General features: G+C 57.6%; 20 protein-coding genes. 6 read left to right on the top strand and 14 right to left on the bottom strand.

Annotated elements, in window-relative coordinates; translation table 11 throughout:
- Positions 1-2 precede the first annotated feature (2 nt).
- Together RDA78_RS19190 and RDA78_RS19185 are read right to left on the bottom strand one after the other, a co-directional pair.
- Positions 3-1,574, bottom strand: a complete 1,572-nt coding sequence (locus RDA78_RS19190; RefSeq protein WP_434051419.1) for a tetratricopeptide repeat-containing sulfotransferase family protein — start codon at positions 1,572-1,574, stop codon at positions 3-5.
- A 429-nt stretch (positions 1,575-2,003) separates the two neighbouring features.
- Positions 2,004-2,780 carry a hypothetical protein gene (locus tag RDA78_RS19185; RefSeq protein ID WP_434051418.1) on the bottom strand — a complete coding sequence of 259 codons (777 nt, stop codon included), beginning with the start codon at positions 2,778-2,780 and terminating at the stop codon, positions 2,004-2,006.
- A gap of 567 nt (positions 2,781-3,347) precedes the next feature.
- On the opposite strand from RDA78_RS19185, the gene RDA78_RS19180 reads away from it, so the two are divergent.
- Entirely contained in the window at positions 3,348-4,496 is a 1,149-nt protein-coding gene (locus RDA78_RS19180; protein WP_434051417.1) for a DUF2336 domain-containing protein, read from the top strand.
- A 12-nt stretch (positions 4,497-4,508) separates the two neighbouring features.
- Here RDA78_RS19180 and RDA78_RS19175 read toward each other — a convergent pair whose 3' ends face one another.
- From RDA78_RS19175 to RDA78_RS19165, 3 genes are all read right to left on the bottom strand, one after another.
- Complete coding sequence (locus RDA78_RS19175) at positions 4,509-4,889, bottom strand: DUF1491 family protein (RefSeq protein WP_434051416.1); 381 nt, start codon at positions 4,887-4,889, stop codon at positions 4,509-4,511.
- An 82-nt stretch (positions 4,890-4,971) separates the two neighbouring features.
- Positions 4,972-5,706 (bottom strand): peptidoglycan-binding domain-containing protein, encoded by a 735-nt coding sequence (locus tag RDA78_RS19170; protein ID WP_434051415.1) that lies wholly within the window; start codon positions 5,704-5,706, stop codon positions 4,972-4,974.
- Positions 5,707-5,765: 59 nt separating this feature from the next.
- Complete coding sequence (locus tag RDA78_RS19165) at positions 5,766-7,442, bottom strand: hypothetical protein (protein ID WP_434051414.1); 1,677 nt, start codon at positions 7,440-7,442, stop codon at positions 5,766-5,768.
- A gap of 390 nt (positions 7,443-7,832) precedes the next feature.
- Between RDA78_RS19165 and RDA78_RS19160 the strand changes: the two genes are divergently transcribed.
- The gene (locus tag RDA78_RS19160; RefSeq protein ID WP_434051413.1) at positions 7,833-8,276 is read left to right on the top strand and encodes a DUF5330 domain-containing protein; all 444 of its coding nucleotides are present in this window, start codon (positions 7,833-7,835) and stop codon (positions 8,274-8,276) included.
- A gap of 274 nt (positions 8,277-8,550) precedes the next feature.
- Positions 8,551-8,982, top strand: coding sequence for a SufE family protein (locus tag RDA78_RS19155; RefSeq protein WP_434051412.1), 432 nt, complete (start codon positions 8,551-8,553; stop codon positions 8,980-8,982).
- A gap of 69 nt (positions 8,983-9,051) precedes the next feature.
- On the opposite strand, the gene RDA78_RS19150 is transcribed toward RDA78_RS19155, so the two are convergent.
- The 8 genes from RDA78_RS19150 to RDA78_RS19115 all read right to left on the bottom strand — a co-directional run bounded on the left by RDA78_RS19150 (position 9,052) and on the right by RDA78_RS19115 (position 15,760).
- Positions 9,052-9,468 (bottom strand): MucR family transcriptional regulator, encoded by a 417-nt coding sequence (locus RDA78_RS19150; RefSeq protein WP_306145296.1) that lies wholly within the window; start codon positions 9,466-9,468, stop codon positions 9,052-9,054.
- Positions 9,469-9,787: 319 nt separating this feature from the next.
- Positions 9,788-10,132: a monovalent cation/H(+) antiporter subunit G gene (mnhG, locus tag RDA78_RS19145; RefSeq protein WP_319382640.1), complete on the bottom strand. Its 345-nt coding sequence runs from the start codon at positions 10,130-10,132 to the stop codon at positions 9,788-9,790.
- Positions 10,129-10,485 carry a cation:proton antiporter gene (locus RDA78_RS19140; RefSeq protein ID WP_434051411.1) on the bottom strand — a complete coding sequence of 119 codons (357 nt, stop codon included), beginning with the start codon at positions 10,483-10,485 and terminating at the stop codon, positions 10,129-10,131. The genes mnhG and RDA78_RS19140 overlap by 4 nt, the downstream gene beginning before the upstream one ends.
- Complete coding sequence (locus RDA78_RS19135) at positions 10,482-10,958, bottom strand: Na+/H+ antiporter subunit E (protein WP_306145293.1); 477 nt, start codon at positions 10,956-10,958, stop codon at positions 10,482-10,484. Before RDA78_RS19135 ends, RDA78_RS19140 begins: the two co-directional genes overlap by 4 nt.
- The gene (locus RDA78_RS19130; RefSeq protein WP_434051410.1) at positions 10,955-12,562 is read right to left on the bottom strand and encodes a Na+/H+ antiporter subunit D; all 1,608 of its coding nucleotides are present in this window, start codon (positions 12,560-12,562) and stop codon (positions 10,955-10,957) included. The genes RDA78_RS19135 and RDA78_RS19130 overlap by 4 nt, the downstream gene beginning before the upstream one ends.
- 5 nt (positions 12,563-12,567) lie before the next feature.
- Entirely contained in the window at positions 12,568-12,945 is a 378-nt protein-coding gene (locus RDA78_RS19125) for a Na+/H+ antiporter subunit C (protein WP_434051409.1), read from the bottom strand.
- Positions 12,945-13,364 (bottom strand): Na(+)/H(+) antiporter subunit B, encoded by a 420-nt coding sequence (locus RDA78_RS19120; protein ID WP_306145290.1) that lies wholly within the window; start codon positions 13,362-13,364, stop codon positions 12,945-12,947. Before RDA78_RS19120 ends, RDA78_RS19125 begins: the two co-directional genes overlap by 1 nt.
- Positions 13,364-15,760 carry a putative monovalent cation/H+ antiporter subunit A gene (locus tag RDA78_RS19115; RefSeq protein WP_434051408.1) on the bottom strand — a complete coding sequence of 799 codons (2,397 nt, stop codon included), beginning with the start codon at positions 15,758-15,760 and terminating at the stop codon, positions 13,364-13,366. The genes RDA78_RS19120 and RDA78_RS19115 overlap by 1 nt, the downstream gene beginning before the upstream one ends.
- Positions 15,761-16,187: 427 nt before the next feature.
- On the opposite strand from RDA78_RS19115, the gene RDA78_RS19110 reads away from it, so the two are divergent.
- Positions 16,188-17,165 carry a diguanylate cyclase domain-containing protein gene (locus RDA78_RS19110; RefSeq protein ID WP_434051407.1) on the top strand — a complete coding sequence of 326 codons (978 nt, stop codon included), beginning with the start codon at positions 16,188-16,190 and terminating at the stop codon, positions 17,163-17,165.
- Positions 17,166-17,246: 81 nt separating this feature from the next.
- Entirely contained in the window at positions 17,247-17,708 is a 462-nt protein-coding gene (msrB, locus tag RDA78_RS19105) for a peptide-methionine (R)-S-oxide reductase MsrB (RefSeq protein ID WP_434051406.1), read from the top strand.
- Positions 17,709-17,777: 69 nt separating this feature from the next.
- On the opposite strand, the gene RDA78_RS19100 is transcribed toward msrB, so the two are convergent.
- Positions 17,778-18,164: an MAPEG family protein gene (locus tag RDA78_RS19100; RefSeq protein ID WP_434051405.1), complete on the bottom strand. Its 387-nt coding sequence runs from the start codon at positions 18,162-18,164 to the stop codon at positions 17,778-17,780.
- Positions 18,165-18,273: 109 nt separating this feature from the next.
- Between RDA78_RS19100 and RDA78_RS19095 the strand changes: the two genes are divergently transcribed.
- Entirely contained in the window at positions 18,274-19,080 is an 807-nt protein-coding gene (locus tag RDA78_RS19095; protein WP_434051404.1) for a helix-turn-helix domain-containing protein, read from the top strand.
- Positions 19,081-19,086: the final 6 nt, after the last annotated feature.

Here is a 19,086-nt window from a genome sequence, read left to right as displayed (position 1 = left end):
AATCAGTTCTCCGGCGCATAAGGTCCAAGCGCGTCGAAAAGCTCCCTGTAGTGAGGTTCCTTGCCCCGCCAGCGCCCGAGCGAGGACGTGAAGATCGGCCGGCGCACCTGCGTATTGGAGAAGGTCGTGACCGGCGTCTCGCTCTTGTAGAACTCAAGGCATCCCTCTTCCCAGGCAAGACCTGCGTGAGAAAGTAGAACTTCGCTTTCGGCCCGCTGGTCGCCGACGAGCGCTTCGTAGGTAAGGGTATGGATCTTCGAAGGAACCACCTTTTCCCAATGCTCCATCAGAGATGCGTAAGACCGGTAATACCGGCCAACGGTCTCCTGGCTCACCGCGTAGTTGTGCGCGGGAGATAGCGGGTGCGACAGAAGCGAAATGCACGTGTCGGCGGGCGCGCGGTGACAGTGGATGTAAGTCGCCTTCGGAAACAGCAGGCTCATGAGCCACAGCATCTCGTAATTGTGGGGCATCTTGTCCGTGACACGATCCGCGCGGCGGTCGACACCATCAAGAATTGCGAGATACTTGCGCGCGATCCGCTTGAACTCCTTTGGGTCCATGGCCTTCAGGCGACTTTCAAGCGCTTCACTTGGCGCTCCCTTGAGCCCCATGTTTTCCTGGAGATGTCTGAAGAACTGTATCTCGCCTCCGCTGGCAGCACGTGAATGACAGCCGATAATCTGCTCGACCAGGGTTGTTCCCGAACGCGGCAATCCAAAAATGAAGACCGGTTTTTCGGAACTGTCCGCAACCTCCTGGCGTTCTGAGAAGAAAGCCGGGTCGAACACATCCTTCATGAAACGGATACGGTCTTCATAGGCAGCTGCGTCGAAGGGCGGATAGTGGCTGTTGCGCGCTTTCTGGTAGTGCTCGAGACTGTGTGCGGTGTCCCCGATATCGGCATAAATCTTGCCGGCCGCCCAGTGCAGATTCGCCTGCTCGGGTCCCGGTCTTGGAACGCCATCATTCGCAAGCGCTTCTATCTCGTCAAGCAACGCCGGCTTTTCCTTGAAGGACTTGGCAAGGCTCAGGCACTGGGCCGCGGTTGGAACTTCCTTCTTGCACGCGATGGCCTTTTCAAACCATGTGATCGCTTCGTCGATGTTGCCAACCGTGACTTCAAGCTGCCCCATGCCCACGAGCGCATAGCCGTTTTCAGGGTCCAGCTTCAATGCGCGCTCATAGGACTGCCTTGAAAGAACCGCCTGCCGCTTGGCCCGGTAGATGTCGCCCAGCTGAGCGAGAAAGCCGGCCTCCCTGGGTGCAAGCGACACCGCCTTCTTGAGCGAAGCCAGTGCTCCGTCGAGATCGCCCGCGTTCAACAGAGCAAGCCCGAGCAACTGATGGACCTGGGGATGCTTTCCGGCCTTCTTGGCGGCAATCTGAAAACGCTCGATCGCCAGACCGATCCTGCCCTCCTGATAATCCGCGATCCCGAGTGAAAAATTCGCCTGCGGATTCCTCGGATCGAGACGCAGAACTTCTTCAAACATGTTCAGGGCAATGGCAATGCGCCCGGCGTGCTGATGCGCAAGTGCTTCTTGAACAAGCTGATTGATTCCCTGATTCATGGTGGCTCCCGGACCAGTGAGGAACGAACGATCGGCGAATTGGAGAGGCTTTGCGAAGCATCCTGACATGCCGGATGTTAGGGTGCGGACTCATAAATGCAGTCAATTTGGTTTGGATCGTTTTGACCAACTGCGAGAAGCGAAAGCGCAGGACATGTGGTTCATTCTCAAGCCTTTCGCGACGTTGCAGACGGCCAAAACGGCCAAATCCGAAGGACGGCAAATGGCTGTATCTCGCGGCGTCACCGCGCTTGACCCGGCATAAGGCCCGCTCTGCACACGCTACCTTCCGGGAGTTTGCCATTTCTGCCGCCAAATCGGCTTCATTTATGGGTCCGAACCCTAGCCCCCTGCAATAATGCCGCGCGCTCAAAAGTTCAATCCGAATGGCAATCTTAATCCGGGGTCCGGTCCGGGGCGCTTGTCCCGCTATTTCTTCACGGGTGCCCGCTCCGTGCTCCAGCCGGTGTAGATCCGGGATTTCTTCGCCGGCTTTTCCTGACCGTAGCGGTTGTTCGCTTCACAACTCGCCTCGGCCAGCCGAACCTGGCCTTCGAGTTCCCGGATGGCATTGTTGACCTTCCAGACCCGGTCTCTGCTCGGCGTCTCGATTTCAAGCCCCTTCAGGGCTTTCTTGTAGGCAATGATGCGATAGCGAAGTGCCTGCCCGACCCACTTGACCATTACCCGGTTTTCCCAGACACGTGCCTTGGCACCATCGTAGGTTTCCTGCGTCGTCACCTTTTGATTGCGCAACACTCTCAGGCGTTCATCGTCGGCTTTCTGCACGCGCAGAGCGACCTCACAGAACGGCATCACCAGGTCCGCGTCGCCGGTCGCGTCGGCGGCTATCTTGTCATAGCGCGCATCCGAGGACTGAAACTTGTCCGAACGCAGGTAGATCAGATAGAGATCCGGTGGGACGCGCCCCTCCGTTTCGGGCAATACGCGCGTACGCGAGAGTTCAACCATGGTTCCGCCGATCCAGTCCTTTGTCCACGGAGGCCTGATCAGCGTCCAGCCACGGTCGCGCAGAAGCTTTTCGTCATTGGTGTAGTTGAATTTGGAAACGGGATCGCCCCGAAGCCGTGCCGTGTTCTCGCCAACGGCAGACATGATTTCATCGTGAATGACAGATGGTCTTGCCCTGTCGAAATCGCCCGTCGGCCGTGTGCAGCCTGCGATTAGGACGAGGACTGCAAGCATACCGGAACTTGCCCCAATCAGCCGAGCGCGCGTGTTGCGCCGTACGCACCCGCCGAAAGCTACAACTGCTGCATTGCCATTGCCCATCGGGCATGTCTCCAGACCGCTTGTCTTTGCGATGTGAGGCCTTGTTACGCCTCGGTGCGGCTGGAGAGGCTTGGACCGTCAGTCCTTGTCAGACCCAGCAGGTCCAGCTGCTCTTCCGATGGTCGCGATTCGTGCGGCAAGATCAAGGTCGTGGCGCTCGTAGCGCACACCTGGAAAGAGGATAACCTCTCCAAAAGCTTCCCGGCTCTCGGTTTGCTCCTGCCTGGAACGATTGCCCACACGTGCTGTGGGCCGATGTGCGGATGAAAAATCCAGCAAAGTGCCCATCGTCTCCTCCTTCAGTTCCGGTCTTCGCAGCGGTGTATTACCGATCGAAAACGGTCAAACGGGCGACGCATTACTTGGTGCGGGAATCATTAGGAAGTCGTCAGGGTTAACAGCATGCTAACGCTTTTGGTGCAATTTGAAGGAAACAACTTTCGACGGTTGAACGGTCTTTCGTATTTTTAGTCGGGTGTTATGCGACAGAGCCAACGCTTTAATCCTCCGCAGTCACAAACAGGGTCTCCCCGTGCGGGCGGGTCTGCACGCGCGGCGAGCCGGAATGTTCTGCTTCCCGCTACCGAGATTTTTGTCGGTAGGCAGAAGCATGACATTGAAGAAAAAAGGATTTTTCTTGAGCTCGCGCGCAACCTGCTACCGAGCGCTAACGTCGAGGACAGCCGTCAGATCTCAGCGCTTCTTGCCGGTCATCCGGAAATTCCCGACGACCTGCAAGATGCCCTGGCACGTCACGAAGATGCCGCAACAGCGGCTCCAGCGCTGCGCCACAGTCCGCGTCTTCCTGTGGATCTTCTGATCAAAACCGCAGAAATCGGCCCGGAAATCCTGAGAGAGGCCGTGGCTTCGCGTCCCTCACTCCGCGATTCGGTGATTTCGGCCCTGTGCGACCATGCCGAAGTCAGCGTGATCGGCCTCTTGCTGGAGCGCGACGACATTACCTTGAGTGCGACACACAAGGCCAAACTATGCCGGAGAAGCGAAATCATCGCCTCGCTCGGTCTCGAACTGGCCAGGCAGGATGCGCTCAGTCCGGATGGCCTGATGGGCCAGTTCCTCTTTTTGCCAACTCCCTTGAAAAAGCAGGCGATTGCCGCCGCTGAAATGACCAGCCTCGTGAAACAGGCTCAAACACCGGGTGGAACCATGCCAAAACGACCAGAAACAAATCGTATCCGGCTTCAGGAGGCACTCGTCTCAGAAGCGCTTCTTCAAAACCGGCGCCGCTTCGCAGCTCTCCTCGGCCAGGGACTGGGGCTGTCGAGAGCAAGCTGCGATCTCCTGCTGCAGCAGGATCAGGCAGAAGGGCTCACAATCGCACTGAAAGCCCTTGGCCTGCCGGAGTTTCCCACCACGACGATCCTGATCCGGATGTTGGGCGAAGAAACGCGACTGCAGGATCTGCGCGGTCTGTTACGCATGCACAGGACGCTGAGTCACGGTGCCGCCGAGGCGCTGGTTGCTCAATGGATCCTGCACGATCAGGGCAACCAGAAACCCTCGCTGCGGCATTCTTCGCAGTACCAGGAAGCTGGTGTCAGGAAACCTGCACACAAGAAGACATTCGCAAAACGCGGCACCCAAGTCAGGAAAGAATCCGCGTCTTGAGGCGCTTTGAGACTAGAATTTGAGAAACCCGTCGCCGGGAGGCGACTGACTGTCTTCGTCTGCAGCCAGGGGCAGGTCCACCGTGCCATTGCGCGCTTCGACCTCAACAAGCCAGTAGTCAGGGTCCATCCGGTCTTCGCGCCGCAGCCGCTCGGCGACGGCCTCGGCTTCGGCCCGCGACAGAATGCGTTCAAAAAGACGGCCTTGCGGTTGTTCGCTGAAGAAGGCCTGGGGAGCCGGCCCATAGAGATCGAACGTTCCCTCGAGCCTGTCGACGCTGACAAAGACAGCCCCGGCTTCTTCTGCCCCGCGCCTCGAGACTGCCGCAAAGCCGCCTTCGGCAAAGAGCCTGCGAACCAGTGCACTCACGAAGAATTCTGACGTGACCCTCATGCCAACCAACCGGCCTCCGTGTTGACGCTTCCGGCAGATGCCTTGCCCGTCACGGTTTACGCCAGATCACTGATGGCTTCAATCATCCGGCCAGGCTGAGACCGCTGACCATCTCCAGCCGTTCAATGGTCTCCGAACCCGGTTCACCGGTGAGCGGCAATCCACGGTCCAGTTCGAAGCGTTTGATGGCCGCAGTTGTGTTTGCACCCATCACCCCATCAGCTTTGAGAGGGCCATAGCCGAGGTCCGAAAGAGCCTTCTGGATTTTTTGCAGATGAGGATCAGCCTCCTGCTCGGCGGTTCCGGCCGCCAAGGCAGGCTCGGTGGTTCCGGCCGCCAGGACAGGCTCGACGCCGCGGCTTGATCCGCCGGCCACGCCCGGTTTGGGACGTGGAATGGGAATGAAGGAGCTTTGAGGCGCCTCACCCTGCAACAGGATCAGGGCCAGAAGGGCTTCATTGGCCTTGCCGGTTTCCGCCTGACCGGCCCGTCGTTCAAATGCGCGAATGGCCCGTTCGGTCGCCGGACCGCTCAGCCCGTCCAGAGGACCTTCATAAAGACCGATCTTGCGAAGAGAGATCTGCAGGTCAAGCACGAGCGTGGAGATTTCCTGAACCTGCATGTCGTTTCCGCGCCCGCTCTGCTCCGGCAGTATCAGCTCTTCGGCGCGCTCGCGCGTACTGAACAGCGGAGCCGGGTGCCGCCCCTGCTGCAGGCCGATCGCGTTGGCGATGATCAGGCAGGACGTCAGTCCCATGACAACTGCACCACCGGCGGCAACCGGGTTGTCCAGGGCAATATGACCGGCCCTGGACATCAGGGTTTCCTGAGGCTTTGGCTGAATGTCCTTTTTTCTTGCTCTTGCCATTGTGCCGCCTATGCCGATTCAGCCCATGGTGCAGACACAGCGTCAGCACCGGTGCTTTGATCCGGCTTCCGCTTTTCGGCTCTGACCGGGATGGCGACAACAACACGCTCACCGCTTCCAAGCGACGAGCGAATGGTCAACGCCGCGCCGGCTTCCTCCAGAAGCCTGGAAGCGTTTTCGAATACGGCTTGGGAGTTGCCGCTCGTCCAGTGCAGACTGGACTGCCGGTTGCAGACTGTCATGACCAGCTCGATACCGGACGGGCCTGCGATTGTCTCCGCGTGGACAAGCGCACCGGCTCCCGCCGTTTCCACGATTTCGGAAAGAATGAGATGCAGAGACTGCCGGAACTTCTTCTTGTCGACAAAGACGGCCGGAAGATCTGCAGCAGCCACCAGGTCGAGCGACACTTTCAGGCGATCCGCAAGCGGACCGATGAGATTTCTGCTATGGGTCAGGCAATCGTCCAGATCTACCTTGCAGAACTCGTTCGCGAGGCGTCCTTGGCCCGCCGGCACCAGATCAAGCATTGCATTCAGCGAGCAGGCGCTCCGGTCACCGGCTGAACGGATGCGCCGGACTTTTTGATGCAGACTTCCCTGCGTCAGCGATTTTCCCTCTTCCTCCACCTGCGAAGCAAGATCGACGATTTCCGACACCTGGTCGCGCACGCTTGCACCGGCTTCCTCGATAAGTGTCCAGCAAGCCTTGCCCCCTGCAACATGTCCACCTTGTTGCGGATCAGCATCTGCGTTCTGCCGTTCGACCTCCTGAAGCGCCAGTACCACTGACCCGCATCGTGTTCCGGCACCCGAGGTGTCTGCGGGACGCAGCCGTAGTCTGAAGTTCGAATATTCCGCCTGCCCGCCTTCACCGGGCTTGCTCGAACCGAGCCGGAGCCGAACGTCGAGTTGCACGTCCCTTCCGCCCTCCCTGGCATCAGCCAGGCACGTCAGATACTTCGGACGGTCGGAGACGTTCAATCGATGAAACACCCAGTCCTGATCTGAAAACGAAGGCTCCAGGCCAAACATCTTGCGAACAGGGCCGCCCAGGACCGAAAGCCCGCCATCTCTGTCCAATTCAAGCAGAACCTCGCAGACCGTATTGGAAACCCGTTCAAGCCGTGTGCCGGACTTCAGCACCTCGGAGCTGGCACGATGCCTGTCGAGCGATATCCGAGCGGCCAGCATTCCCGTGTAGATAAAGGCCGCAATGGAAGCGAACAGACCCGCTTCCGGTGGCAATGTCATGCTTTGCGGCACGCTCGCGGAAAAGGCGGTGACCGCTGCAAACAGGGCACAACAATAGACGGATACGCCGATCGTGACCCTGCGGCTGGTAGCAAAGGCGGCTTCGACCGGAGGAATGAGCAGCCACAATAGAGCGAAAGAACTTTTCCCTCCGGTCATCAGGCAGACCGCAGCGACGAAACTCGCAAACAGCCCGGAGGAGAGCGCGATCGTGGCATTCATTGCGCCGGTTCGCGACAGATAGTGGGCAATGGGCCACTGGCACAGCATCCAGGCAAGCACAAGAATTGTTGCAGCATGCGGAGGCCCCGCCAGCGCCAGATGCAGCGGAAAGACAAACAGCGCAACAGTTCCGCTCAAAAGGCAGCTTGTCAGGAGCGAGCGGTGGATTGGCGCCAAAAAACTGTCGTCAGCAGCCGCAGGATGAATCATCCCGTCGACTCGAACCGACCAAAACTCCCAGATTTTGCTTATTCTTTTCAGAGGGTTACGCACTCGATACTACCACACGAATCCCACGGAAATGTCCGCTTTCCTTTTCCAGGTGGCCATTGTCGGGTGCAGCGCTTAATGAACGATAAAGGATAACTCCGAATGCGCGAAAAAACGCAAAAAAGCAACGCGCATCAAGGACATGACGGCAGATCGATAAAATTTGAATCAAATTCTCAGAAAACTTGCCTTAAATGCATGTTTTATTTTAGGAAAATTGCCCAGACCGGTTCAACCTGACATTCTTTTGTGCCTGCTACGGTTCGAGCATAACAAACGCGCCAACCAAAAAATCCGGCGTGTACCTTCGAACTGACCATGGGTAGCAATATGTTGTTTCTTCTAAGGACGGCCTTCTGGCTTACCTTGGTGCTGGCGTTGATTCCACTTGGATCCGACCAGACCAGCCCACCAGACAGGACTGTAGACGTCGATCCGGTTTCCGCGTTCCTCGCCGCACAAGCGACGGTTTCGGACATCGGCAACTTCTGTGACAGAAATCCGCGGGCTTGCGAGACAGGCGGCAACGCACTCACTGCGCTTGGAAGCCGTGCACGCGACGGAGCGCTGATTGTCTACGAGTATTTCGACGAGGGGAACCAGCATGAAGCCGTTGAAGACCGCCTTGTGACAGGATCCACGTCTCCGGCGTTGAGCAGCGCAGTCGACAACGGATTCTCCTCGATGATTCCTTCCAGAAATCCAGGCTCCCGAAGGGAGGCTGCCTCCGGGCCGGTTCCACGGCCCAAACCCGGCTCAGGCCGTAATTCCTGAGTTAACAGCCGCTGTCCTGAGCGTGGTCTCCTGAACAGCGGTTTTTGCGCCCCGCTTGAGCGCTGCTGCGAAAACGCGGCAACGACGGCTAAACTTCAGCGGCTCGTACCGCTGCGCCGCAGATGGATAGCTGCCCATTCCGTCTGCGGCGTATTTTTCTTTTTTTTCGCAAACGCAGCGTCAGCGACAAGCCATTGCGCCGCACCGTCCGGTATTTGCAACTTCTGTCCCGCAAGCTATATGAAGGCGCAACAGACCTTAAAAGACGAGTGCCATGGCCACCGATATTGCTGAAATCCTTGAGACGTTCGACTTTCTGGACGATTGGGAAGACCGTTACAAATATCTGATCGATCTGGGCAAGGAACTTCCGGAGCTGACCACAGCCGAGCGGAGCGACGCAAACAAGGTGCGCGGTTGCGTATCGCAGGTCTGGTTGATTACGCAGGTCAATAGCGGCGCAGCAGGAGAGCCGGTTCTGACTTTCAAGGGGGACAGCGACGCTCTGATCGTTCAGGGCCTTGTCGCCATTGTCACTGCGCTTTTCAGCAACAGGAGCGCACAGGAAATTCTCGACACCGATGTTGAGAACATCTTCGGCCAATTGGGGTTGCAGGAGCACCTCACCCCGCAAAGATCCAACGGTTTGAGATCCATGGTCGGACGCATTCGGTCAGACGCACAAAACGCGCTTGCTGCCGCATAAACATAAAAAAAGAGCTGCCCTGGGGCAGCCCTTCAAACATTTGTATAACCCGGACAGGCTTCGCAAGTTTTACTTGGAACGCTTGCGCTGCTGACCGAGACCCATTTTCTTTGCCAACTCGGAACGCGCCGCTGCGTAGTTCGGAGCAACCATCGGGTAATCAGCACCCAGATCCCACTTGTCGCGGTATTCTTCCGGGGTCATGTTGTAATGTGTGCGCAAATGGCGCTTCAGCGACTTGAACTTCTTACCGTCTTCAAGGCAGATAATGTAGTCCGGCATGACCGACTTCTTCACCGGAACTGCGGGTTTCAGCGGCTCCGGCTCCGGTTCACTGGACGCAGACGCTGTTTTTTGCAGTGCGCTGTGAACTTCGTTGATCAGGCTCGGCAAATCAGTCGAAGCAACCGTATTGTTGCTCACGTAAGCGGAGACGATGTCAGCCGTAAGATCAATCAGATTAGCATCCACCGGATTATCAGTCATTTTTCACCCGTTCTCTTCCAAACTCGAATTTTCCATCGGTGTAAACCTGCAAGTAATTTGTTCCGAAAACGCTTAAAAAATGACGTTACTTGCGGAATATCTAATCTATAGCGATTCTACTTAGCAGGCGTTAGTCACAGCCTTATATATCCGTGCTCCATTTGGCACAACCCCGAAAATCAAATAAAAAACAAATCGACGCAATAAAAGTCAAATTCTATAAATACCGTCTATTTCCGAAACACCAAATTCCACAAGTGAGCGATAGTATTCCCTTACGACATTCCTTTGTTTTCGCGAGACAGTTGTCCGTGCAAAATTAATCCTTAGGACGAACAGTCTCTGCCAAGGCATCGATTTTGGTGTCGGCACACGGGCGATATCCTGCGGCATAAGCAGCTTTTGCCACCAAATGAGCCGAAATTGGGGCTGTCAGCAGAAAAAACACAACTCCCGCGATTGCCCGCGTAACCACGGAAAGGTCGCCCGCCTCCACGGCAAGTGCGAGCAGCATAAGCCCGGACCCAAGCGTTCCTGCCTTGGACGCTGCATGCGTGCGCATATAGACGTCCTTGAGCCGCACAAGCCCAAGAGAGGCGACAAAGGCGAAACACGCCCCGGTTATCAGCATCAGTCCGGTGATGATTTCGACGACTGCACTCACTGCCCTGCCTCCCTGCGTTTGATGCTTTCCTCCACCTCGTCCATGATGGTGTCGTCCCCGGCCATCCCTCTGTTGAGAATGAAGCGGGCAAACGCGACGGTCGCAAGAAATCCGACAAGGCCAAGCGTGATGGCGATGTCGATATAAAGATAAATGCCTGTCGAGACGCCGATGGCGGCAATGAAGCCGATGCCGACGGCGACCAGCATGTCCAGTGCCACGACCCTGTCCGGCAGGCCTGGCCCCCTTACTGTCCGAAATACGATGACGATGAACGAAATCGTCAGGATCCCAAGTGAAATCTTGACTGCAACGTCCAGGAACTGCGACGCGAAAAGCTCAAATGGGGTCATCTGAACGCCTCCATGATCTTGCGTTCAAATCCATTCTTGATGTCGTCGATGGTCGCCTGAGGATCCGGGACATCAATACAATGGATGAAGAGCGTCTTGCGGTCCTCGGAAACATCAACCGACAGCGTACCCGGCGTCAGTGTGATGAGGTTGGCAAGCATGGTGATTTCGAAATCCGTATCGACGGTCAGTGGCAATGCAATGATGCCTGGCTGCAATTCGATTTTCGGACGCAGCACGATCATGGCCACACGCCAGGCCGACAGCACCAGTTCGTAGACGAATGTCGCTGCCAGACCAACCGCCTTGCCGATCCTGCGGAAGTAAGCGGACGTGCCGACCTGCTCGCGGATCAGGTAGAGGGCCCCGGAGCCCAGGACAAACCCGAAAGCCAGGTTTATTTCCGAGAAACTGCCCGTGACGGCACCCCAGGCCAGGGCCATGAGGATATTCGTAAGAAAAAGGCTCGTCATCCCTGCTCTCCAAGAACTGACCGGATATACCCAAAGGGATCGACCACGCTGCTTGCGCCTTCCGTGGCAAGTTCAATCATCCATTCCGGCTGCAGACCAAAATAGATCACGAGAGCCGTAAGAACACCCAGAGGAAGCCAGATCGCCCCGCTGCTCAACTGCTGCTCATCGGATGAGCCGGTGATCTCCACACTCTGCCCGTCCGCTGTACCTTCCGGCCCTCCCCGCCAGAAAGCGTAGATCCAGACGCGCCCCATTGCGAGCGTCGTCAGGAAACCACTGACGAGGATCGCGGCGCCGAGCCAGAAGCGGTCACTCTGGAATGCCGCATCAACGAGCATGACCTTAGGCCAGAACCCAGAGAACGGCGGCAGGCCTGACACCGCGAATGCCAGCACCAGAAACACGCCGGCAAAGGCGATGTTCTTGTGATAAAGCCCCCCGAGTTGCCGGAGATCGAAGGACCCTCCCATCATTCCCATGATACCGGCCGCCATGTAGAGCGCCGTCATGACAATGATCGAGTGAACCGCATAGAAAATCGCGCCAGATATTGCGAGTGTCGCCTGCGTGTCGCTCGAGGCGATGGCAAGACCCGCCAGCATGGATCCGATGCCGGCGATCACCAGGTAACCGAGAAGACGGCGGATCTCGCTCTGCGCGAGCGCGCCAAGCGCTCCCGTTATAAGGGTCGCAATCGCGACGATACCGATCACATCGGCCATGTAGTTAAGCGACTCGGGCAGGATCAGCACAAAAATCCGGATCAGGGCATAGACCCCGACCTTGGTCAGAAGCCCGGCAAACACCGCCGACACGACGATATTGGGCGTGTGATAGGAAGCAGGAAGCCAGAAGTTGACGGGAAAAGCCGCGGCCTTCATGGCAAAGGCCAGAAAGTAAAGGGCCGCAACCGTTGCAAGCGTGCCCGACGCCGCGTTCTCAAGCGCGTCAACCTTGACCGCGATATCGGCCATGTTGAGCGTTCCGAAAATGCCGTAAAGCAGTCCCGTTGCGATCAGGAACAGGTTCGTGCCGACCAGATTGAGCACACCGTATTTGACGGCACCATCGAGCTGAATGCGATCGTTGCCCAAAATGAGCAACCCGTAGGACGAGATTAGAAGGACCTCGAACCAGACATAAAGATTGAAAACGTCGGCGGTCAGAAACGATCCGCAAACACCGGTCATGAGCAGAAGCAGGAACGGGTAAAAGCCATATCTGCGTCCGGAACTGCTCACGGTTTTCATGCCGAATACACCGGCACAGAAGGCCACGACCGAGCCGATGAACGTCAGGGTCGCTCCCAGCGGGTCTGCAGTGACGGCAATGCCGAACGGCGGCAGCCAGTTGCCCATCACCATCGTGATCACACCATGGTCGAGAACGCGGATCAGCAGCCCCAGGCTCGCCAGAACCAGCAGACCAAGCAAGGCAACCCCGAGTTTCGGCTGAAGATCCGTGTTCTTGCGAAGCATCAGGCAAAGGGCACCGCCAACCATCGTGATCAGCGAAGGTGCAACTATAAGCCAGTCACCCGCTGCAATCGGCGTGGTGATCATTGCGTCGGCGTAGTCGACGGAAACAGAAGAACCGGCCATAAAGTTTAGTACCCTTGTGGCGGAGTTTGGTCGTTTTCAGGTTCGGCGACGCGCATCTTGTTCACTTCATCAGTGCCCAGTTCCTGGTAGGCCCTGAAGGCCAGCACGAGCAGGAAGGCGAAAAACGAGAAGGAGATCACGATTGCCGTCAGAACCAGCGCCTGCGGCAACGGATTGGCGGTCGCGGTCTCCGGCGTGTAGAGGTGAGACGGGATAAGGGGTGGTATCTCCCGGGTCAGACGGCCGTTCGTGAAGATCAGCATATTGACCGAGTTCCCGAGGATCGCGATCCCGAGCAAAATCCTCACCAGGTGCTTGGACAGCATCAGGTAGACGGCGACGGTAAAAAACAGCCCGATCAGAATGGCAACACCGGTCTCCATCAGTCGGCCTCCCTTTCTTCCAGCGCGAGGGCGATCGAACCAATTGCGCCGACGACCACGAGATAGACGCCGATGTCGAAGACAAGGGGCGTTGAAAGCGCGATTTCGACGTCGAAGAGGTCGAAGATCAGCCACTGGCTGGTCATGAACGCCTGGTTCTTGAAGAAGGACAGGACACCCGCCAGCGCACCGATGAACAGCCCGAAACCCGAGATGCTCATCGGATGAAACACAATGGCGCGCCGAACCGACGCCACGCCGCAGGCAATGCCGAAGATTGCAAGCGCGGACGCCGCGATCAGGCCGCCGATGAACCCGCCTCCGGGTTCGTTGTGCCCGCGCAACAGCACGAAGATCGAAAAAAGGACCATCAAAGCAGCCAGGTAAGGCGCGATTGTCCGGAAGATAACCGTCCGCATCAGCGCACCTCCGCTGTTTGGTTGTCGGCCTGCGCCTCGGATGTCTTGACCCGCGCGTCGTCCTGGGTCCTGGTCTTGATGCGGATCAGCGCCAGCACGCACAGGCCCGCAAGCACGACCACTGCGATCTCACCGAGCGTATCAAAACCACGGAAGTCGACGAGGATCACGTTGACGATGTTGCGCCCATGCGCGATGGAGCGACTGAATTCGGTAAAGAATTCCGAGAGCCGGCTGTCGAACGGCTGCTGCGTGATCGCAAGCAGCGTTAACATGAGACCGAGACCGACCGCCACGGCGACTACGCCGGTGACAACACTTGACGCCAGCGATCTGTGATCACGCGGCGAGAGATTCAGACGCGTCATGACGAGAGCGAGAATGACCACCGAGAGTGTTTCCACCATGAACTGGGTGAAGGACAAGTCCGGTGCGCCGAACATCATGAAAATCAGCGCAACGGCAAACCCCTGAACGCCAAGTGAAACAATTGCCGTAAGGCGTGTTTTTGCGATCAGGACGGCGATCAGGCCGAGAACCGCGATCAGCAGAATGCCCCATTCGTAGAACCGGTATTCCGGAAGCTTCGGCATCGCCGGAAAACTTCCACTCAGATAGCCCGGCAGCAACACGGCAAGTGCGGTGAAGACGAAAGTCAACAACATGTAGGTCTGCATTTTGCCGGTCTGCAGCAGCCGCGTGATGGAAGTCGCGATCGAGACAATACCGCTTACCGCCTGGTCGAACCCCCTGTCCGGCCCCCAGCCGATCGCTTCAAGCGCCGACGCGATCATGCTGCGCATCCGGTCGAGCTGGGTAAAGAGCAGGATCCCGAGACCAACCGTGATGAAGGACAGGATCACCGGTGCATTGAACTTGGTCGGGATCAGATGAAGGTCGATCTGCGTGAACTCGCCAAGGAGCGACGACAGCGTCGGAGCGATGAACCACACGCCGGTCGTGTGTGCGAACAGCGCCAGGATGACGCCGGTAGCCGAGAGGAAGACCGGACCGGCGATCAGCAGAACCGGCCCTTCATGCGCATGTTTCGGTGTCTCCACCTGCGCGCCCATGAACGGTTTGATCGCAACTGCGGCGGCGATCACCAGCATCAGCGCGTTGCCGACGACGGCGACGATCGTGACCAGAATGCCGAGCTGTCCGAGCGCCGAGATATCGGAGGTCCCGTAGTAGAGAATCTCCTTCGCAATGAAGCCAATGAAAGGCGGCAGTCCGGCCATCGAGAGAGACGCCAGACAGGCGGCCCCGAAGGTTATGGGCATCAGACCCCGCAAGCCCCCCAGCTTGGTGACGTCTCGGGTGCCTGCCTCGTGATCGATCGTGCCGGCGACCATGAACAGCGCGCCCTTGAACAACGAATGCGCAAGCAGATAGAGAACCGCACCTTCGAGCGCCTTTTCGTAGCTGGTCCCGGTCAGCATCACGAGCAGGCCCAGCGAGGCGACCGTCGTGTAGGCGAGCATCAGTTTCAGGTCCGTCTGGCGCACGGCCAGGATCGTTCCGACGAGCAACGTAACGCCGCCGAACAAGGGCAGCACGGTTGTCCAGAGCGCCGTATCCCCGAGCAACGGGTGCATGCGCATCAGCAGGTAGACCCCAGCCTTCACCATTGTCGCGGAATGCAGATAAGCGGAAACCGGCGTCGGAGCTTCCATGGCGTTCGGTAGCCAGAAGTGGAACGGGAATTGTGCGGATTTCGTAAAGGCGCCGCCCAGCACCAGAAGGAAGATCGGCAGGTAAAGCCCGGAGTCCTTGATGATGTCGGGAGACGCAAGCAGCACCGACATTTCGATCTCGCCCGTTGCCGAGATGATCAGAATAAAGCCCGCGAGCAGAACCAGACCACCGCCACCGGTGACGACCAGCGCCTGGATCGCCGCCCGCCGGGACGCCGCTCGCAGATGATCGAACCCGATCAGCAAGAAAGACGTGATCGACGTGAGTTCCCAGAAAATGAAGAGCGAAATCAGGTTGTTGCCGAGAACAAGTCCAAGCATTGCCCCCATGAAAAGGAACAGGAACGAGAAGAACCTTCCCTGTTGCGGATGCCCCTTGAGATAGCCGCCGGCATAGAGAATGATAAACGTACCGATGCCTGAGATAAGAAGGCCGAACAAGGTCGACAGGCCATCGACATAAACCGAAAAGTTTACGCCATAACTGGGGGCCCAGGCCTTCGCCGCGACGAAGGTCTCGCCTTGCGAAACCGGACCGATGAATCCAACGAAATGAAGGAAAATCAACGCCGGTACCAGCGCAAGCGGCCAGGCGGCATTGTGCTTGAGCCAGCGCGTCAGGAATGGTGCGACAACCGCAGCGGCAAACGGTGCGAGTACGGCGTACAAAGTAGTGTCGTCGATCACTGCAGGCGTCATACTGATCTTTCGTCACATTTTTAATAAATCGGCCTGTGTTGATCGGTTCGAATCAACACCCAGTCGCTAAATAATAGCGGGCCGGAAGACTTATGACATGTCTTAGGTTCATGATTGTGCGTCTTCAAGCATTTCCGGTACGATTTTTCTGATCTTTAGTCGGTTTGGCCGATCCCGGCGTGGATCAGGTTGTGGTTTTCGCCTGTTTCCGGGAGCTGACAAGGATTTCATCAACGTCAAGCCGTGAAGAAGACTGTATCCAGAGTTGTATTGCGGGTATCTCGGGCCTCTGGAGACGTGCCCAAGCTGACGCCGGTGGGGTGGAGGTCACCGCTGCCACTTGATTTCAAAGTCCAAATAACGTTCCCTTTGAGACGAGCAAGGCCAAGGGCGGCTGTTTGTCGACCAGATGCTGAGCGAGGCAGTTATGGCGTTGGACCACAAAAACAAGAATTCTTCAGGGAAGGAACGGCGGCACGACCGCAAGATAGATTTCAGCGAAATCGTGAAGCTTGGCAGCGACGCCGTTCTCGTGGTCTCTGTGGACGGAAACCTGATGTTCGCCTCTCCTGCGGCAGAAGTCCTGTTCGGCTGGCCGGCTGATCTGCTTGAAGGACACCTTGGCGACCTCGTGGAACCGGAGACCTCGACGAAAGATACCGGTACGCTTCACCGGATATTTGGCGGAAATGGCGAAGCTTCAGGGCATTTGCCCAGCGCGCGGATGCAATTGCGGTCCGCAACCGGATCCGTGATCTGGGCGGATGTCGTCACGCACGTCCTGACGGATACGGAAAACGCGGCGTTCGCATACCTTATCTTCTTCAAGGACATCGCAAGACTGAGAGAACTGGAGGGCTTGCTCGAGGCGGCCTCACAAAGCGATTCCCTGACAGGGCTCTACAATCGAAACGCATTCGAAGACAATCTCAAACGCGAATGGGCACTTGCGCTTCGGGAAAAGACGCACACCAGCCTGATAAAGGTGACGTTGGACTGCTTCGACTCCCTTGTTGAAAGCGCTGGAACGCAGGGCGCGGATGACTGCCTTGTCAAGGTGGCGCAAACGCTGAAGGAAACCGCTCGCAGGCCTGCGGACATTGCCGCACGCACCGCCATGTCCGAATTCGCGTTGCTGCTCCCCAGAACCCACGGCATGGGAGCCGAAACGATCAGTGCCTATGTTCAGGTCGCGATAAAGGATCTGGCAATCCCGAACCCGGCCAACGCGGCCGGAGACGGTGTTGTGACCGCATCTGTCGGTGCAGTGTGCACCGTTGCGGACCAGAACGGCATTTCCGAAAGTCACGAGTTCATACTGTCTGCCGCAGACAACTGCGTGTCCGAGGCGCGGCAGCAAGGCGGCAACAAGGTCAAGACACTCATGAAAACGCTGACACGCTGATCACGAACAGTCTATGTTTCTTGAGCTTTTGACACAGTTTCCTATCTAATCGCGAAACGAAGGAAAATCGGGAAATTCATTATGAGCGACTACATCACCAAGACGGAAGACAAAGCGCCCAAGGTGAGAAAAACGACCGCCGAATGGATGAACCAGTTGACGGCAGAACAGTTCTACGTAACCCGCCAGTCCGGCACTGAGCGCCCGTTTACCGGACCTCACTGGGACAACAAGCTAGTCGGCCGCTACGACTGCGTGTGTTGCGATGCACCTCTGTTCATGTCTGATACCAAGTTCGATGCAGGCTGCGGTTGGCCGAGCTTTTTTGAATCCGTCCACCCGGAAGCGATCAGGGAACTTGAAGACAAGTCGCACGGAATGCTGCGAACCGAAATCCGGTGCCGGCAATGCGACGCACACCTGGGGCATGTCTTTCCAGACGGTCCCCAACCCACCGGCCTCAGGTACTGTCTCAACGGCCACGCAATGAACTTCGTTCATGGCGGCGGGAAACCGGCGAAAGTGGTGGATTCCGGCAAGTAAACCGGCCTCTGACCGGGACTAGGTGCCGGTCAGAAACGACGCACGGGCCTGATTGCTTGAATTTTCCGCTCACCCACCGAACAGCGCCACGACAGTAATGATATTGCCCACAAGCGCAATGCCGTAGGCAATCGAGCGCGGCCCTGGAATGCCGGTGACATAAGCCGGTATGTAAGCCAGGCGCCCCCAGAAAAACATCTGGGCCCCCAAAATGGCCATTCCCATATCCGTGGTCGGCAAGACATAGGCAAGGACTGCGGGAACAAGAAAGAAAGGCAGGTTTTCCTTCATGTTCACCAGCGCCTTGTCCGCGCGAAGGGCCAGCCTGCCCTTGTCCGGCAGCTCATCGCGTCCACCCGCAAGCTTCAACAGACTGACAGAGGGCACGTAGAAGAGCGCGGTCGCGTAGATCTGGGTGAAATAGAGAGCCAAGACGGCAAGGATCCAGGTGGTCATCGGTTTGCTCCAGCGTTCGTGTGTTGATTGAACGTTGCCGGAAGCCTAGTTTTCCCGCCAGCATCAGCAATTCCCTTGCAGGGAATAGAACCAGTCCACGGACCCGATCATGAACGCGCACGGCTCAGCCTTCGGCAAATCCCTGAAATCCATTCGCAGCGAACGCGGACTGAGCCAGGCGGATCTTGCCGGCCGCATCGGTTCGACCCAGCGTCATGTATCCTTCCTCGAAACCGGCCGCGCGCAACCGAGCCGCTACATGATCCAGAGGATCGAGCGGGAACTCGGCCTGCCGGTCACGAGAGCCCACGTTCTCTACGACACGGCCGGATTCGCCAGCCCGTACAAGTGCCGGGCAGAGGAATCGGCGGATGTTCAGGAGGCGCTGAACCTTATTGAAAACCGTCTCCTGGCAAACTGGCCCTTCCCTGCCTTCGTTCTCGACAAGCGCTGGACCATTCTCCGGCACAATCTGCCTGCAAAGCTCTTTCTCGCCGGCGTCATCGGCGACCAGAACGAACCTCCGAACATGTTCCGCATTTTCCTGTCGCAGGACTTTCGCGAGCGCGTTTTGAACTGGACGGAAGCAGCACCCATCTTTGCCGCGCGTCTTTACAGGGAAGCTGCGCATGATCCCGAGCTTGCCGACCTGCTGGACCAGGCGCATGCAAGCGGTCTGCTCGATGGATTGGACGAGACTTTTCGGGAGGACGTCCCGGTCTTTGTTCCGGTCGAGGTTCTCGGGCCCGACGGAAGCAGGCTTCGCCTGACGTCCATGCTGGGCCAACTCGCATCGGTCCAGGACGCGGTGGTCGAGGGCATGACGATCGAACTCTTGGTTCCGATGGATGGCGCGACCGAGCAATGCCTGCTTTCCGCCGCCAGGCCACCCCGGGACCTCGACGCCGCCGAATAGGAGTTT

It is taken from the genome of Roseibium sp. (assembly GCF_051016195.1).
GTDB lineage: Bacteria > Pseudomonadota > Alphaproteobacteria > Rhizobiales > Stappiaceae > Roseibium.
This window is presented reverse-complemented; position numbering and strand designations above follow the sequence as displayed.

Bases quoted from the DNA above. Each gene is read 5' to 3' on its own strand.
- RDA78_RS19190 (WP_434051419.1), bottom strand. From the start codon at position 1,574: ATGAATCAGGGAATCAATCAGCTTGTTCAAGAAGCACTTGCGCATCAG.
- RDA78_RS19185 (WP_434051418.1), bottom strand. From the start codon at position 2,780: ATGCTTGCAGTCCTCGTCCTAATCGCAGGCTGCACACGGCCGACGGGC.
- RDA78_RS19180 (WP_434051417.1), top strand. From the start codon at position 3,348: ATGCGACAGAGCCAACGCTTTAATCCTCCGCAGTCACAAACAGGGTCT.
- RDA78_RS19175 (WP_434051416.1), bottom strand. From the start codon at position 4,889: ATGAGGGTCACGTCAGAATTCTTCGTGAGTGCACTGGTTCGCAGGCTC.
- RDA78_RS19170 (WP_434051415.1), bottom strand. From the start codon at position 5,706: ATGTCCAGGGCCGGTCATATTGCCCTGGACAACCCGGTTGCCGCCGGT.
- RDA78_RS19165 (WP_434051414.1), bottom strand. From the start codon at position 7,442: ATGATTCATCCTGCGGCTGCTGACGACAGTTTTTTGGCGCCAATCCAC.
- RDA78_RS19160 (WP_434051413.1), top strand. From the start codon at position 7,833: ATGTTGTTTCTTCTAAGGACGGCCTTCTGGCTTACCTTGGTGCTGGCG.
- RDA78_RS19155 (WP_434051412.1), top strand. From the start codon at position 8,551: ATGGCCACCGATATTGCTGAAATCCTTGAGACGTTCGACTTTCTGGAC.
- RDA78_RS19150 (WP_306145296.1), bottom strand. From the start codon at position 9,468: ATGACTGATAATCCGGTGGATGCTAATCTGATTGATCTTACGGCTGAC.
- RDA78_RS19140 (WP_434051411.1), bottom strand. From the start codon at position 10,485: ATGACCCCATTTGAGCTTTTCGCGTCGCAGTTCCTGGACGTTGCAGTC.
- RDA78_RS19135 (WP_306145293.1), bottom strand. From the start codon at position 10,958: ATGACGAGCCTTTTTCTTACGAATATCCTCATGGCCCTGGCCTGGGGT.
- RDA78_RS19130 (WP_434051410.1), bottom strand. From the start codon at position 12,562: ATGGCCGGTTCTTCTGTTTCCGTCGACTACGCCGACGCAATGATCACC.
- RDA78_RS19125 (WP_434051409.1), bottom strand. From the start codon at position 12,945: ATGGAGACCGGTGTTGCCATTCTGATCGGGCTGTTTTTTACCGTCGCC.
- RDA78_RS19120 (WP_306145290.1), bottom strand. From the start codon at position 13,364: ATGCGGACGGTTATCTTCCGGACAATCGCGCCTTACCTGGCTGCTTTG.
- RDA78_RS19115 (WP_434051408.1), bottom strand. From the start codon at position 15,760: ATGACGCCTGCAGTGATCGACGACACTACTTTGTACGCCGTACTCGCA.
- RDA78_RS19110 (WP_434051407.1), top strand. From the start codon at position 16,188: ATGGCGTTGGACCACAAAAACAAGAATTCTTCAGGGAAGGAACGGCGG.
- msrB (WP_434051406.1), top strand. From the start codon at position 17,247: ATGAGCGACTACATCACCAAGACGGAAGACAAAGCGCCCAAGGTGAGA.
- RDA78_RS19100 (WP_434051405.1), bottom strand. From the start codon at position 18,164: ATGACCACCTGGATCCTTGCCGTCTTGGCTCTCTATTTCACCCAGATC.
- RDA78_RS19095 (WP_434051404.1), top strand. From the start codon at position 18,274: ATGAACGCGCACGGCTCAGCCTTCGGCAAATCCCTGAAATCCATTCGC.